This window comes from Halanaerobium saccharolyticum (assembly GCF_004362045.1).
Taxonomy (GTDB): Bacteria; Bacillota; Halanaerobiia; order Halanaerobiales; family Halanaerobiaceae; genus Halanaerobium; species Halanaerobium saccharolyticum_C.
Genome location: NZ_SNWX01000019.1, coordinates 23110 through 39741 on the forward strand (window position 1 = coordinate 23110; position 16632 = coordinate 39741).

Consider the following 16632-nt stretch of genomic DNA (forward strand, 5'->3'; position numbering starts at 1 on the left):
GCTTTTTTAATTACTCAATAATTTCAGTTACAACTCCAGCTCCTACTGTGTGACCACCTTCACGGATTGCAAAACGCAGTCCTTCTTCCATAGCTATTGGAGTAATTAACTCTCCTGTCATCTCAATGTTATCTCCAGGCATTACCATGTCTACTCCTTCTGGTAAGCTGATGTCTCCTGTTACGTCTGTTGTACGGAAGTAAAACTGTGGTCTATATCCATCAAAGAATGGTGTGTGTCTTCCACCCTCATCTTTACTCAGTACATATACTTCAGCGTAAAACTTGGTATGTGGTGTAATACTTCCCGGCTTTGCCAGTACCTGACCTCTTTCGATGTCTTCTCTCTTTACACCTCTTAATAATGCTCCAATGTTATCTCCTGCTACTGCTTCGTCTAACATCTTACGGAACATTTCTACTCCTGTTACTACTGTTGTTGTTGTATCTTTGATTCCTACTACCTCTACCTCATCTGATGGATGTAGTGTTCCTCTTTCGATTCTTCCTGTTGCTACTGTTCCTCTTCCTGTAATTGAGAATACATCCTCTACAGGCATTAAGAATGGCTTTTCTGTATCTCTTTCTGGCTCTGGAATGTAGTTATCTACATTATCCATAAGCTCAATAATCTTCTTACCCCATTCTCCTTCTGGATCTCCATTTTCTGCAGCTTTAAGGGCTGATCCTACTACTACAGGAATATCGTCTCCAGGGAAATCATATTCGCTTAAGAGTTCTCTTACTTCCATTTCTACAAGTTCGATTAGCTCTTCGTCGTCTACCATATCTGCTTTGTTTAAGAATACTACAATTGATGGTACACCAACCTGACGAGCTAAAAGAATGTGCTCTCTTGTCTGCGGCATTGGTCCATCTGCTGCAGATACTACTAAAATTGCTCCATCCATCTGGGCTGCACCTGTAATCATATTCTTTACATAGTCAGCGTGTCCAGGACAATCTACGTGAGCATAGTGTCTTGACTCTGTTTCGTACTCAACGTGAGATGTCGCTATTGTGATTCCTCTTTCTTTTTCTTCTGGAGCATTATCAATTGTATCAAATGCTCTTACTTCTGCTCCCCCATAGTTTGCTAACACATTTGTGATTGCTGCTGTTAGTGTTGTTTTTCCATGGTCAACATGTCCTATTGTTCCTATGTTAACATGTGGTTTGTTTCTTTCGAATTTTGCTTTTGCCATTTTTTATTCCTCCTTATAAATTTATCTATTCTCCAATAATTTCTTCAGCAATACTTTTTGGTGCCTGTTCATAATGTGAGAACTGCATTGTATAAGTTGCTCTACCCTGAGTTTTGGAACGAAGATCAGTTGAATAACCAAACATCTCAGAAAGCGGTACATGAGCACTAACTACCTGAGCATTACCTCTTGGCTCCATACCTTCTACTTTTCCACGACGTCCATTCAGGTCACCCATAACATCTCCCATGTATTCTTCGGGAGTAACAACTTCAACACTCATCACTGGTTCTAAAATAGCGGGACCAGCTTGTTTAGCTCCCTGTCTGAAACCCATTGAACCGGCGATTTTAAATGCCATTTCAGATGAGTCAACATCATGATAACTACCATCATTCAGTGTTACTTTAACATCAACAACTGGATAACCGGCAATAATACCATTTTCCATAGCTTCTCTGATTCCATCCTCTACAGATGGAATGTATTCACGTGGAATTGATCCACCTGTAATTTTATCTTCAAATTCAAATCCTTCACCTGCAGGCTGTGGTTCAAGATCAATTACAACATGACCATACTGTCCACGACCACCAGACTGACGGATAAATTTACCTTCAACACCGGTAACTTTTTTGGTAATTGTTTCTCTATAAGCTACCTTGGGTTTACCAATATTAGCATCAACTTTAAATTCTCTTAAGAGGCGGTCAACAATAACTTCCAGGTGTAATTCTCCCATACCCTCAATGATTGTCTGTCCTGTTTCCTCATCAGTGTGAACTCTAAATGTTGGATCTTCTTCTGCTAATCTCTGTAAAGCTTCACCAAGTTTATCCTGGTCTGCTTTACTCTTAGGCTCAATGGCAACACCAATAACTGGTTCAGGAAATTCCATTGCTTCTAAAACAATTGGATGATCCTGGTCACAGATTGTATCACCAGTACTGGTATTCTTAAGTCCAACTAAAGCACCAAGGTCACCAGCAAAGATCTCATCTCTTTCTTCACGCCGGTTAGCGTGCATCTGTAAGATGCGGCCAACTCTTTCGCGAATATCTGCTGTTGCATTATAAACATAAGAACCCGCTTCTAAGGTTCCAGAATATGATCTAAAGAAAGCTAATTTACCAACATACGGGTCAGACATAATTTTAAATGCCAGGCCAGAGAATGGAGCATCATCATCTGCTGCTCTTGTTTCAGTCTCTTCTGTTTCTGGATTGAAACCTTCAATAGGTGGTACATCGATTGGAGAAGGTAAATAGTCAAGCACTGCATCCAGCAGCATCTGTACACCTTTGTTTTTAAAGGCAGATCCACATAAAACTGGAATAACATTTACATTAAGTACTGCCTGACGTAGTAATTTTTTAATATCATCAGTACTTACTTCACCTTCTAAATATTTCATCATAAATTCGTCATCTTCTTCAGCCAGAACTTCCATTAAAATTTCTCTGTATTCTGCTGCCTGTTCTTTCATATCTTCTGGTATTTCAACTCTATCAAAATTAACACCAAGTTCATCTTCATAAACAACAGCATCCATTTCTACTAAATCAACAACACCATCAAATTTATCTTCACTTCCAATTGGAAGCTGAATTGGTACTGCATTAGCACCAAGTCTATCTTTCATCATATCTACAGCTCTGAAAAAATCTGCTCCCGTTCTGTCCATTTTATTAACAAATGCAATCCTGGGAACTCCATACTTATCAGCCTGTCTCCATACAGTTTCAGATTGTGGTTCTACCCCACCTACAGAACAGAATAAAGCAATTGCTCCATCTAAAACCCTTAAGGATCTTTCTACCTCAACTGTAAAGTCCACGTGTCCGGGCGTATCTATAATATTAATTCGGTTTTCACGCCACTGACAGGTAGTAGCAGCAGAGGTGATTGTAATTCCTCTTTCCTGTTCCTGTTCCATCCAATCCATAACAGATGCACCATCATGAGTTTCACCCATTTTATGAACTCGACCTGTATAGTATAAAATTCTTTCTGTTGTAGTTGTTTTACCTGCGTCAATATGTGCCATAATACCAATGTTACGTGTTTTCTCTAGTGGAAATTGTCGGGCCACTATTCTCCCCCCTTATATAAAAATTATATACATCACGCAACTAAATTACCATCTATAATGTGCAAAAGCTCTGTTGGCTTCAGCCATACGATGGACTTCTTCTTTCTTTCTAACTGCGCCGCCTGTATTGTTATATGCGTCTGTGATTTCTCCAGCAATTCTTTCTCTCATTGTTCTTTCATTGCGAGCTCTAGCTGCTGTCACTAACCAGCGTAATGCTAAAGTTCTTTTTCTATCTTCATCCACTTCTACTGGTACCTGATAGTTAGAACCACCAACACGTCTTGATTTAACTTCAAGTGCTGGTTTTATGTTTTCAATTGCTTCATTCACAACTGTTAAACCATCTTCACCAGTATTTTCGGAGATGATATCAAGAGCACTGTAAAATGCTTTTTCTGCCAGTCCTTTTTTACCATCCAGCATCAATTTATTAATAATTCTGCTGACAGTAACATTATCATATACCGGATCTGGAACTACATCTCTTTTTTCTGCTCTATTTTTGCGCACTAAAATCCCTCCTTTTACTTAGGTTTTTTTACACCATACTTGGAACGTCCCTGTTTTCTGTCTTCAACACCAGCTGTATCGAGTGCCCCTCTTACAATATGATATCTAACACCTGGTAAATCTTTTACTCTTCCACCTCTTACTAATACAACAGAGTGTTCCTGTAAATTGTGTCCAATTCCTGGAATATAGGCTGTTACCTCTTTTCCATTAGTTAAACGTACACGAGCTACTTTTCTTAAAGCTGAGTTAGGCTTTTTAGGAGTAGCAGTATATACTCTAGTACAGACACCCCTTTTTTGTGGAGAACCCTCCAAAGCAGGAGCAGAAGTTTTCTTTTTAGTCTTTTCTCGACCTTTACGGATCAACTGACTAATTGTCGGCATGCAATCCCACCTCCTTCCAGTTATTTCAATAGTGCTGCAGAAGCTGCAGAAACATCGATCCCACAAATTCTGCCCAATTCATTTTTGCTTTCTACAATCTCAAAAGGAATATTATTATCACTAACAGCCTTAAGTATTTCTTTTTTTAAAGGCTGGTCAATATCTTTAGCTAAAAATATCTTTTTTACCTGATTGTTTGTTATGGCTTTTAAAGTCTGCTTACTGCCAACCAGAAGGTCAGCGCTGCATATATCACCTAGCATTTTAACCAAACCCCCAGATCAAACTTTGCTGAGCACACTTAAATATTTTAACAGCTTTACCCGGCCATGTCAAGCAAAAATTAAAAAGAGTTTCTCCTTTTATTAATCCTGTAAATTAAGAACTAGCAAATACCTTCTCAGTCCAAATTCACCTGACAATAAAGGAGAAACTCTTATAATTTATTAAGATGTTTAACTTCTATATTTGGTTGCTTTATTCAACTTCAGTTAAATCTCCTGTTAAGTCACCAAACTTAGTTCCATCTTCTTTAATTACATCAATATTTCTATAATATTTCATCCCTGTACCAGCCGGAATCAGCTGTCCAATTATTACATTTTCTTTAAGACCCAATAGCGAATCCACTTTTCCATCCAGTGAGGCCTCTGTCAGCACCCGGGTTGTTTCCTGGAATGAAGCCGCAGATAGGAAAGAATCCGTAGCAAGTGAAGCTTTAGTAATCCCTAAAAGTTCTGGTTTTGCAACTGCTGTTTCCTTATTCTCAGCTGCAGCATCTTTATTTGCCTGACGATAGTCATATCTGTTTACCAGACTGCCAGGAAGTAGCTCTGTGTCACCAGGTTTTACTATTTTTAATTTCTTCAGCATCTGGCGTCCTATTACCTCAATGTGCTTATCATTGATTTCTACACCCTGGGATCGGTAAACATTCTGCACCTCTTCTATCAGATAATTCTGCACAGCTCTTTCGCCCTTAACTTTAAGCAGTACATTGGGATCAAGTGGTCCTTCAGTCAGCTTATCTCCAGCTGTTACATAGTCATCATCTTTAACAATCATTTTAGATCCATATGGAATTTTGTAAGTTTTCTTTTTACCATCTTCATTTTCTACTACCACTCGTTTGGAGTTTTTCTTTTCAACTATAGTTACATAACCTTCTCTTTCGGTCATGATTGCCTGTCCCTTAGGTGTTCTACCCTCAAAAAGCTCTTCAACCCTGGGCAGACCCTGAGTGATATCATCTCCAGCAACACCACCGGTGTGGAAGGTCCGCATTGTCAGCTGAGTTCCCGGCTCACCAATTGATTGAGCAGCAATAATTCCAATTGCTTCTCCGATATCAACTACCTTACCTGTTGCCAGGTTGCGTCCATAACATTTACGACAAACTCCATGCTGTGCTTCACAGGTTAAATTAGTTCTAATTTTAACTTTATCTATACCTGCAGTTTCAATTTCATTCATTTTCTTTCTATCTATTATAGTATTTTTTCCAATAATAACTTCTCCGCTTTCTGGATCTACAATTTCTTCAGCAGTAAAACGGCCAATACATCTTTCAGACAATGGCTCAACAGCATTTTTACCTTTAGGGCCAATCGCTTCAACATAGAGACCTTTTTCAGTACCACAATCTTCTTCTCTAACAATCACATCCTGTGATACATCAACTAAACGCCTGGTTAGATAACCAGAGTCAGCAGTTCTTAAAGCTGTATCCGCAAGACCCTTACGAGCTCCATGAGTTGATAAGAAGTATTCTAATACATCCAGACCTTCCCGGAAACTGGAACGGATTGGAACATCAATAATTCGACCGGATGGATCTGCCATCAGTCCCCGCATACCTGCCAGCTGAGAAATCTGAGATGTATTACCACGCGCACCAGAAATAGCCATGATGTAAATATTATTGCTTTCATCAAGGTTTTCTAAAAGTGCATCTGTAACATCATCTTTTGCTTTGTTCCAGATATCTACTACCTTATGGTAACGTTCGTCTTCTGTAATGGCTCCTCGACGGTAATGATTTTCAATCTGATGAACTTCATCTTCTGCTTTAGAAACAATTGCCGGTTTAGAAGGTGGAATTTCTGCATCACTAACAGCAATAGAGATACCGGATCTTGTTGCATAGTCATAACCCATTGCTTTAATGTTATCGAGAGTTTCAGCAGTTTTATCATTTCCAACTTCTTCGTATAAATCAGTGATTAAATCTCCTAAATCACTTTTACCAAATCTCTGATTTAAAAACGGCATTTCTTCCGGTAAAGCCTCATTGAAAATAACTCTACCGATTGAAGTTTCTATAATTTCTCCATCTAATCTAACTTTAACCGGTGCCTGCAGATGGACTCGATCAGTATCATAAGCTTTAATTGCTTCATCTGCATTGGCAAATATTTTGCCGGCACCTTTGCGGTCTTCTTTAATAGTGGTTAAATAGAAAATTCCTAACACCATATCCTGAGTTGGAATGGTAATTGGCCCACCATCAGCCGGATTTAAAAGATTAGTAGTCGAGAGCATTAACAACCGTGATTCAGCCTGAGCTTCTACAGATAAAGGTAAGTGTACTGCCATCTGATCACCATCAAAGTCAGCATTATAGGCTGGACAGACTAATGGATGTAATTTGATAGCTTTACCCTCTACCAGAACAGGCTCAAAGGCCTGAATACCAAGTCTATGCAGTGTAGGTGCCCGGTTTAAAAGAACCGGATGATCTTTAATCGCTTCTTCTAAAATTCCCCAGACAGCTTCGTCAACATCTTCTACCATTCTTTTTGCATTTTTTATATTATGAGCATGCCCCTCTTCTACCAGACCTCTCATTACAAATGGTTTGAATAATTCTAAGGCCATCTTCTTGGGCAGACCACACTGATGCATTTTAAGGTCTGGACCAACAACAATAACTGAACGACCGGAATAGTCAACCCGTTTACCAAGTAAGTTCTGACGGAATCGACCCTGTTTACCTTTCAGCATATCACTTAAAGATTTAAGGGGCCTGTTTCCTGCTCCGGTAACCGGTCTTCCCCGACGTCCGTTATCAATTAAAGCATCAACTGATTCCTGCAGCATCCTTTTCTCATTCCGAATAATGATTTCGGGTGCTCCAAGATCAAGCAGTCTTTTCAATCTATTGTTACGGTTAATAACTCTTCTGTATAAATCATTCAAGTCGGAAGTAGCAAAACGCCCACCATCCAGCTGAACCATCGGTCTTAAGTCTGGTGGAATAACTGGTATCGCGCTCAGCACAAGATTAGCAGGATTTAAACCAGAATCTAAAAGTCCATCCATAACTTCCAGTCTGCGCACAGCTCGTTTACGCCGCTGCCCACTTGCTTCCTTGACTTCTTTTTTAAGTTCTTCAACTTCAGCTTCAACATCAATTCTTCCCAGTAGTTCCTGAATAGCCTCTGCTCCCATAGCAGCCTTAAAAGTATTACCATATTTATTTTTAGCTTCCCTATATTCACTTTCCGGCAGCAGCTGCTTCTCACTTAATGGTGTATCACCAGGATCAGTTACTATATAATGTACAAAATAGATAACTTTCTCTAATGCTCTTGGTGACATATCCATTATTAAACCCAGACGACTGGGGATACCTTTGAAATACCAAATGTGCGTGCATGGTGCAGCCAGTTCAATGTGCCCCATTCTTTCTCTTCTCACTTTGGATCTCGTTACCTCTACTCCACAGCGGTCACACACAACACCTTTATAACGGACTCGCTTATACTTTCCACAGTGACATTCATAGTCCTTGGTCGGTCCGAAAATTTTCTCACAGAATAAGCCATCTTTCTCCGGCTTTAAAGTTCTGTAATTAATTGTTTCCGGCTTTTTAACCTCTCCCCGGGACCATTCACGTATCTGTTCTGCAGAAGCAACTCCGATCCTCATTGAATCGAAATTATTCACATTTAACAAGGGTCTCTCCCCTTTCTATATTGGAATTATTCGTCTTCATTATCATTATCACGACTTAATTTTAAGTCTGTATCTAAACCAAGTTTTTGTGCTGTTTCCATCATTTCATCTTCATTTTCAGCAACCTGTAATTCCTCTTCATCAGAAGTAAAGATTCTGGCATCAAGGCCAAGACTCTGCATCTCTTTAATCAATACTTTAAATGACTCCGGAATACCTGGATCAGGAACATTTTCACCCTTAACTATTGCTTCATAGGCTTTTACTCTTCCTACAACATCATCAGATTTAACTGTCAGCATTTCCTGAAGAGTGTATGCAGCACCATAAGCTTCCAGTGCCCAAACTTCCATCTCACCCAGTCGCTGACCACCAAACTGAGCTTTACCTCCCAGCGGCTGCTGAGTAACAAGAGAATAAGGTCCTGTTGAACGTGCATGTAATTTATCATCGACTAAATGATGGAGTTTCAAAATATACATAACCCCAACTGTTACTCTTTCTTCAAATCTTTCGCCGGTTCTACCATCATAAAGAACTGTCTTACCATCTCTGGCCAGTCCTGATTCTTCCAGGATATCTTCAACTTCTTCCTCTAAAGCCCCATTAAAGACTGGTGTTTCAGTGTAAATCCCCAGTGCTCTGGCAGCCATACCAAGGTGAGTCTCCAGTACCTGTCCAATATTCATCCGGGATGGTACACCAAGTGGGTTAAGTACAACCTCTACTGGTTCACCATTAGGTAAGAAAGGCATATCTTCTTCCGGTAAAATTCTGGAAATAACACCCTTATTACCATGACGTCCAGCAAGCTTATCTCCCACTGAAATCTTTCTTTTAGTAGCAACATAAACTCTAACCAGACGATTAACCCCAGGTTTTAAGTCATCTCCCTGTTCTCGAGAAAAGACTTTAACATCAACAACTATACCTACTTCTCCATGTGGAACTTTGAGAGATGTATCTCTTACTTCCCGTGCTTTTTCACCAAAAATAGCTCTCAGGAGTCTTTCCTCAGCTGATAATTCAGTTTCTCCCTTTGGAGTCACTTTACCAACCAAAATATCTCCCTCTTCAACCTCTGCCCCGACCCGAATAATTCCGCGTTCGTCCAGATTTTTGAGAGAACTTTCCCCTACATTTGGAATATCACGAGTTATTTCTTCAGGGCCAAGTTTGGTATCTCTGGCCTCTGCCTCATGTTCTTCTATATGAATTGTTGTGAATGCATCTTCTTTAACCAGATTCTCACTAATTAAGATAGCATCCTCATAGTTATATCCTTCCCAGGGCATAAAAGCAATTAAAGAGTTACGACCCAGTGCCATTTCACCCTTTTCGGTTGAAGGACCATCAGCAATAATTTCTCCCGCTTCAATCTGATCACCTTTAGCAACAATCGGCTTCTGATTCATACAGCTGCCCTGATTGGATCTCTTATATTTCATTAATTTATAACTGTCAATTAAACCTTCATCATTTTTAACCATTATTTTTTGAGAAGTAACACTGACAACTTTTCCACCTTTTTCTGCTACAATAACTGCACCTGAATCTTTAGCAGCCTTATATTCCATTCCTGTAGCTACCATTGGTGCATCAGTTATCATCAGCGGAACAGCCTGACGCTGCATGTTGGCTCCCATTAAAGCCCGGTTAGCATCATCATTTTCTAAGAAAGGAATCATTGCTGCAGATACACCAACCATCTGCTTGGTAGATACATCCATATAATCTAAATCTTCTGGATGGACCTCAAGAATATCCCCTCTCTTACGAGCAATAACAAATTCGCTGGTAAAGTTACCCACTTCATCGATCTCAGCATTTGCCTGTGCAATTATATGCTTATCTTCTTCATCTGCAGTCAAATAATCAATTTTATCTGTAACCTGTGAATCAACTACCCTGCGATAGGGTGTCATCAAAAAACCGAATTCATTTGTTTTAGCATAAGTTCCCATTGTACCTATTAGACCAATGTTTGGACCTTCAGGTGTTTCAATAGGACAGATCCGGCCATAATGAGAGTGATGAACATCACGTACATCAAAACCAGCTCTTTCTCTGCTCAAACCACCAGGTCCAAGAGCAGACAATCTTCGTTTATGGGTTAACTCCGACATTGGATTTGTCTGATCCATAAACTGGGAAAGCTGAGAACTACCGAAAAATTCCTGGATGGAAGCTACAACAGGTCTGGTATTAATTAAAGCCTGTGGAGTAACTACATCTACATCCTGGATGGTCATTCTTTCTCTAACTACCCTTTCCATTCTGGAAAGTCCAATTCTAAACTGATTCTGTAATAATTCACCTACAGTTTTCAAACGGCGGTTACCCAGATGGTCAATATCATCAATATATGCTTCTGGATCATTATAGACCAATTTAATCATATATTTTACAGTTGCTGCAATATCATCAACATGCAGATATTTGCGGTCTTTATCCACATCTAATTCTAATTTTTTATTTAATTTATAGCGTCCAACTGCTGCCATATCATATCTTTTATGGTCAAAAAATAATGAATCTAAAAGATTAGTGGCACTTTCTACTGTTGGCGGTTCTCCCGGACGGAGGCGCTTATACAATTCAATTAATGCTTCTTCTTTCGATTCTGTACTATCTCTTTCTAATGTGTCATGTAGAACTTCTGAATCACCAAATTCGTCTGTGATTTCTGCGTCTGTACCAAAACCAAGTGCGCGCAGCAAAACAGTTGACGGAAGTTTTCTTGTTCTATCAACTCTCACAGAAATTATTCTCTTTTTATCATATTCAAATTCTATCCAGGCTCCGCGGTTCGGTATAATACTACCAGTAATTAAACGGCGCCCATCTTTTGTTCTTTCATCACTAAAATAAACTCCAGATGATCTCACCAGCTGATTTACTACTACTCTCTCGGCACCATTAATAATAAATGTCGCCTTATCAGTCATTAATGGGAAATCACCCATAAATACTTCCTGTTCCTTGACCTCACCAGTTTCTTTATTTATCAAACGAACTTTAACCTGCAGAGAAGCCGAATAAGTATCATCTCTATCTCGGCACTCCTGTACAGTATATTCAGGATCTTCTAAATAATAATCTACAAATTCAAGTACCAGATTTTCAGAAAAGTCTTCAATTGGAGAGATTTCATTAAAAACCTCATGCAGTCCCTCTTCTAAAAACCACTGATAAGAATTTAATTGCGTATAAATCAGATCTGGCAAGTCCATCGCGTCATCAATTTTACTAAAACTTCGTCTTTCCCTTGCCGTTGACATCATTGCACCCCCAGGAAATTCTAATAATTAGCTGAAACTATCCCATAATAATCATTCTTCTTATTTACCTTATAGACATCTAATAATGATAGCACAGGAAATTTCTCTTGTCAAGAGAAATTTTAATGAAATTCTCTCATTTCCAATCTTTTTAGCTTACTCATTACCTTCATGATTAATACAAGATTTTTTTAAAACAAATAGAAAAATTATACCATTAAAGCATTTTTTTATATAAATAATGAAAATAATCAATAAATGTATATAAAAGAGAGAATTTCATACTTTATCATGAAAAATAGTCCTGCTGTATAAATTTATACAGCAGGACTATTATCATAATTGCTATATTAGAATATCGGATTACTTAAGTTCTACAGTTGCTCCAGCTTCTTCTAACTTTTCTTTCATTTCTTCTGCATCTTCTTTACTTAGACCTTCTTTAACATTACCAGGAGCATCATCAACAACAGCCTTAGCTTCTTTTAAACCTAAACCTGTTAATTCACGAACAGCTTTGATAACCTTAATTTTCTTGCCGCCAACCTCTGCTAAGAAAACATCAAACTCTGACTGCTCTTCTTCTTCAGCGCCACCACCAGCTGCTCCACCAGCTACTGCAACAGGTGCAGCTGCACTTACACCAAACTTCTCTTCCAATTCTTCAACCAGTTCAGATAATTCTAAAACACTCATTTCCTCAATTGCACTAATAATTTCTTCTTTATTCATTATAATAATCCTCCTTAATTTTTTTAGGCTTTCTCTTCTTTAATTTGATTTAACACCTGTACTAAGCCGCGAATATTACCCTGCAGTACGTTGACCAATCCAGATAGGGGTGCTTTCATACTTGCAAAAGCTTTTGCAAGTAGTTCTTCTCTGGATGGAATTTCTGCCAGGGATTCTACTTTCTCTTTACTAATAATTTCACCATTTAAAAGACCAGCTTTAATCTCTAAAACTTCATGATCTTTAGCGAATTCGACTAAAATTTTTGCAGGAGAAACAGCGTCATCTTCACCAAATGCAATAGCTGTAGGTCCTGAAAAATAGTCTGTCATTTCTTCCATTTCAACATCATTAGCAGCAATAGTAGCCAGAGTATTTTTTACAACTTTAAATTCTACCCCTGCTTCTCTTAACTTGCTTCTTAATTCTGTCATTTCGGCAACATTTAATCCCAGATAATCAGTAATTACAAGTGATTTTGCACTACTAAATTTATCAGTAAGTTCTTTAACAACAGCTTCTTTTTCTGGTCTTGCCACATTTTCACCCCCCTCAAAATATGAGCTTCACAATAAATCCTTTCTAAATTGAAAAAACCTCCTGTAGACAGTCAGGAGGTATAAATGCAAAATTAGATTTGCAGAAATATGTCCTCGGCAGGAATTTTAAGCATTGCGCCCCTGCTGTCTTCGGTAAGGTTATTTTCTTGTCTAAATAAATATAACACAAAAAACTTAACAGGTCAAACTTTTTTTAGCGTCCAATAAATTCCATTGTGGCTGCTGGATCCATCTTAACTCCAGGACCCATTGTTGGTGAGATAGCTAAAGATCTAAAGAATTTACCCTTAGCTGCTGCCGGACGTTCTTTTGCAAGAGTGTCCATGATTTTATGATAGTTGTTTAAAAGCTCTTCTTCAGTAAAAGAAGCTTTCCCAATCGGCAGATGAACAATACCGGTCTTATCAACACGATATTCCAGTTTACCTGCTTTAAACTCAGCCACTGCCTGTTCTAAATCAAAAGTTACAGTACCAGCTTTAGGATTAGGCATTAAACCTTTTGGACCTAAAACTCTACCAAGGCGGCCAACAACACTCATCATATCAGGTGTAGCAATAGCTAAATCGAAATCTAACCAGCCACCTTCAATTTTTTCTGCCAGTTCTTCACCACCAACAAAATCAGCTCCAGCTTCTTCAGCTTCTTTGGCTTTTTCACCTTTAGCAAAGACAACTAAAGTTACTTCCTGACCTGTACCTTCCGGTAAAACAACAGTCCCTCTAATATTCTGATCAGCATGTTTAGGATCTACTCCCAGTCTTGCTGAAAGCTCAATTGTTTCATCAAAGTTTGCAGTTGCAAGTTCTTTGACTAAGCTAAAAGCTTCTCCGGGATCAAACAATTTTTCTCGATCATATTTTTCTACAGTTTCTGCATAACGTCTACTTTTTGCCATTATTATTCCTCCTTTGTGGTATTAGCGGAATCTTTCCTCCCACTGAATTACGTCTATAAAAAACACTTATTTTTAATCTTTAAATTAAATAGAATTACAATTATTTAATTTACTCTACCAGAATTCCCATACTTCTTGCAGTACCTTCGATCATACTCATTGCAGCTTCCATACTACCAGCATTTAAATCCTGCATTTTAGTTTCTGCAATCTTCTGTACAGCATCTTTGCTAACTGTAGCAACCTTATCGATATTAGGTTCTCCAGAAGCAGTATCAATTCCTGCTGCCTGCTTTAGTAATACAGCAGCTGGTGGAGTCTTAGTAATAAAATCAAAAGAACGATCCTGATATACTGTAATTTCTACCGGGATTAATGTTCCCTGATTATCCTGAGTTTTAGCATTAAAAGATTTACAGAATTCCATAATATTAACACCATGCTGTCCAAGTGCAGGACCTACAGGTGGTGCAGGGTTAGCCTGTCCGCCAGGAATCTGTAATTTAATAACTGTCATAACCTGTTTAGCCATTTAAAACACCCCTTTCTTCAAAATAGTTATCTATTTAAAAATATTTACTAGTGTTTGTCAAATTGGTCAAATGATAATTCAACTGGAGTCTCTCTTCCAAACATCGAAACAAGAATTTTTGCCTTACCCTGTTCCGGATGAATTTCTTTGATTACTCCATCAAAATCTTCAAAGGGACCATCTTTAACAGTAACCTGATCTCCAACCTCAAAATCAACAGAAACTTTTTTAGCTTTTTCGCCCATGCTGCTTAAAATAGCATCGACTTCAGCTTTTTCAACAGGGAGGGGCTTAGTCCCACCACTGACAAATCCTATTACACCGGGTGTGTTTTTAACAACATACCAGGATTTATCATTCATATCCATCTGTAATAAAATATAACCAGGGAAAATTCTTTTTTTAACTACTTCATCTTTCCCTTTCTTCTTCTCTATTTTTTCTTCAGTTGGAACTAGAATTCTAAAAATACTGTCTTCCATACCTGTACTGGCTATTCTTTTTTCAAGATTTGCCTTAACTTTTCTTTCGTGTCCTGAGTATGTATGGACCACATACCAGGGTACATCTTCTCTTCCTTTTTCTAACTCTTCGTTTAACTTGCTTTCTTCACTCATATTTAAGGATTCTCTAGAGAATCCTCACCTCCTCAATTACGAAATTAATGGAGTAATTATATTAGCCAGTGCCAGATCTATGATACCAATAAATGTTATTAAAGCAATTACAGTCACAATTACAACTAGTGTATTTGATGTAATCTCTTCTTTGTTTGGCCAGTTTACTTTCTTTAATTCAGATTTAACTGATTTTAAAAATTTAGATATTTTACCAAAAAACCCGAGTTCTTTTGCCATCTTTAAATCACTTCCTCAGCTAAAGTATTAATGATTCTACTTTGTTTCACGATGGAGGGTGTGCTCCTTGCAAAACTTACAATATTTTTTCAGTTCCAGCCTATCACGAGTATTCTTTTTATTTTTTTTGGTAGAATAATTGCGGTTTTTGCATTCTGTACATTCAAGTGTAATAATATCTCTCACCGTAAATCCACCTCCTCAATCAAACAGTTCCTGCTTGAAAACTTATATTTAAAGAGATCTTAACTAAAGTTACCTCTCTAATTTACTGTATTTTTTCTGATTCTTAACCTTAATTAATTTACCATATTTAAAGTGCAATGTCAATGTTTTTTAGAAAAAAAGCATGTGCAGCTCAATTCTGCACATGCCTATGGAATTAAATTTAAGTTTTAATAACTTAGAATATTAAGCAGCTAATTACTCAATAATTTCAGTTACAACTCCAGCTCCTACTGTGTGACCACCTTCACGGATTGCAAAACGCAGTCCTTCTTCCATAGCTATTGGAGTAATTAACTCTCCTGTCATCTCAATGTTATCTCCAGGCATTACCATGTCTACTCCTTCTGGTAAGCTGATGTCTCCTGTTACGTCTGTTGTACGGAAGTAAAACTGTGGTCTATATCCATCAAAGAATGGTGTGTGTCTTCCACCCTCATCTTTACTCAGTACATATACTTCAGCGTAAAACTTGGTATGTGGTGTAATACTTCCCGGCTTTGCCAGTACCTGACCTCTTTCGATGTCTTCTCTCTTTACACCTCTTAATAATGCTCCAATGTTATCTCCTGCTACTGCTTCGTCTAACATCTTGCGGAACATTTCTACTCCTGTTACTACTGTTGTTGTTGTATCTTTGATTCCTACTACCTCTACCTCATCTGATGGATGTAGTGTTCCTCTTTCGATTCTTCCTGTTGCTACTGTTCCTCTTCCTGTAATTGAGAATACATCCTCTACAGGCATTAAGAATGGCTTTTCTGTATCTCTTTCTGGCTCTGGAATGTAGTTATCTACATTATCCATAAGCTCAATAATCTTCTTACCCCATTCTCCTTCTGGATCTCCATTTTCTGCAGCTTTAAGGGCTGATCCTACTACTACAGGAATATCGTCTCCAGGGAAATCATATTCGCTTAAGAGTTCTCTTACTTCCATTTCTACAAGTTCGATTAGCTCTTCGTCGTCTACCATATCTGCTTTGTTTAAGAAGACTACTATTGATGGTACACCAACCTGACGAGCTAAAAGAATGTGCTCTCTTGTCTGCGGCATTGGTCCATCTGCTGCAGATACTACCAGGATTGCTCCATCCATCTGCGCTGCACCTGTAATCATATTCTTTACATAGTCAGCGTGTCCAGGACAATCTACGTGAGCATAGTGTCTTGACTCTGTTTCGTACTCAACGTGAGATGTCGCTATTGTGATTCCTCTTTCTTTTTCTTCTGGAGCATTATCAATTGTATCAAATGCTCTTACTTCTGCTCCCCCATAGTTTGCTAACACATTTGTGATTGCTGCTGTTAGTGTTGTTTTTCCATGGTCAACATGTCCTATTGTTCCTATGTTAACATGTGGTTTGTTTCTTTCGAATTTTGCTTTTGCCATTTT

The 16632-nt window shown here is 38.4% G+C and carries 15 protein-coding genes and 1 other annotated feature; all 15 genes read right to left on the reverse strand.

Going from position 1 to position 16632, the window contains the following annotated elements; genetic code table 11:
- Positions 1-10: 10 nt before the first annotated feature.
- The gene (tuf, locus tag DFR79_RS11035; protein WP_133515543.1) at positions 11-1204 is read right to left on the reverse strand and encodes an elongation factor Tu; all 1194 of its coding nucleotides are present in this window, start codon (positions 1202-1204) and stop codon (positions 11-13) included.
- Between the two features lie 25 nt (positions 1205-1229).
- Entirely contained in the window at positions 1230-3296 is a 2067-nt protein-coding gene (gene fusA / locus DFR79_RS11040; RefSeq protein ID WP_133515544.1) for an elongation factor G, read from the reverse strand.
- 45 nt (positions 3297-3341) lie between these two features.
- Positions 3342-3809 (reverse strand): 30S ribosomal protein S7, encoded by a 468-nt coding sequence (gene rpsG, locus DFR79_RS11045; protein WP_133515545.1) that lies wholly within the window; start codon positions 3807-3809, stop codon positions 3342-3344.
- Between the two features lie 14 nt (positions 3810-3823).
- Entirely contained in the window at positions 3824-4195 is a 372-nt protein-coding gene (rpsL, locus tag DFR79_RS11050; protein ID WP_005488205.1) for a 30S ribosomal protein S12, read from the reverse strand.
- A gap of 20 nt (positions 4196-4215) precedes the next feature.
- The gene (locus DFR79_RS11055) at positions 4216-4458 is read right to left on the reverse strand and encodes a ribosomal L7Ae/L30e/S12e/Gadd45 family protein (protein WP_133515546.1); all 243 of its coding nucleotides are present in this window, start codon (positions 4456-4458) and stop codon (positions 4216-4218) included.
- Between the two features lie 214 nt (positions 4459-4672).
- Entirely contained in the window at positions 4673-8152 is a 3480-nt protein-coding gene (rpoC, locus tag DFR79_RS11060; protein ID WP_133515547.1) for a DNA-directed RNA polymerase subunit beta', read from the reverse strand.
- Between the two features lie 26 nt (positions 8153-8178).
- The gene (gene rpoB / locus DFR79_RS11065; protein WP_133515548.1) at positions 8179-11433 is read right to left on the reverse strand and encodes a DNA-directed RNA polymerase subunit beta; all 3255 of its coding nucleotides are present in this window, start codon (positions 11431-11433) and stop codon (positions 8179-8181) included.
- 363 nt (positions 11434-11796) lie between these two features.
- On the reverse strand, positions 11797-12165 hold the full coding sequence (rplL, locus tag DFR79_RS11070) for a 50S ribosomal protein L7/L12 (protein ID WP_133515549.1): 369 nt from the start codon (positions 12163-12165) through the stop codon (positions 11797-11799).
- Between the two features lie 23 nt (positions 12166-12188).
- Positions 12189-12704, reverse strand: a complete 516-nt coding sequence (rplJ, locus tag DFR79_RS11075) for a 50S ribosomal protein L10 (protein WP_133515550.1) — start codon at positions 12702-12704, stop codon at positions 12189-12191.
- Positions 12705-12745: 41 nt separating this feature from the next.
- Positions 12746-12876: a sequence feature (ribosomal protein L10 leader region), on the reverse strand.
- A 42-nt stretch (positions 12877-12918) separates the two neighbouring features.
- Positions 12919-13623 (reverse strand): 50S ribosomal protein L1, encoded by a 705-nt coding sequence (rplA, locus tag DFR79_RS11080; RefSeq protein ID WP_133515551.1) that lies wholly within the window; start codon positions 13621-13623, stop codon positions 12919-12921.
- A gap of 109 nt (positions 13624-13732) precedes the next feature.
- Positions 13733-14155, reverse strand: coding sequence for a 50S ribosomal protein L11 (gene rplK / locus DFR79_RS11085; protein WP_111572406.1), 423 nt, complete (start codon positions 14153-14155; stop codon positions 13733-13735).
- A 47-nt stretch (positions 14156-14202) separates the two neighbouring features.
- Positions 14203-14772, reverse strand: a complete 570-nt coding sequence (gene nusG / locus DFR79_RS11090; RefSeq protein WP_133515552.1) for a transcription termination/antitermination protein NusG — start codon at positions 14770-14772, stop codon at positions 14203-14205.
- Between the two features lie 36 nt (positions 14773-14808).
- Positions 14809-15012 carry a preprotein translocase subunit SecE gene (secE, locus tag DFR79_RS11095; protein ID WP_133515553.1) on the reverse strand — a complete coding sequence of 68 codons (204 nt, stop codon included), beginning with the start codon at positions 15010-15012 and terminating at the stop codon, positions 14809-14811.
- A 36-nt stretch (positions 15013-15048) separates the two neighbouring features.
- Complete coding sequence (rpmG, locus tag DFR79_RS11100) at positions 15049-15198, reverse strand: 50S ribosomal protein L33 (RefSeq protein ID WP_111572403.1); 150 nt, start codon at positions 15196-15198, stop codon at positions 15049-15051.
- Positions 15199-15435: 237 nt separating this feature from the next.
- Entirely contained in the window at positions 15436-16629 is a 1194-nt protein-coding gene (tuf, locus tag DFR79_RS11105; protein WP_133515543.1) for an elongation factor Tu, read from the reverse strand.
- Between the last annotated feature and the right edge of the window lie 3 nt (positions 16630-16632).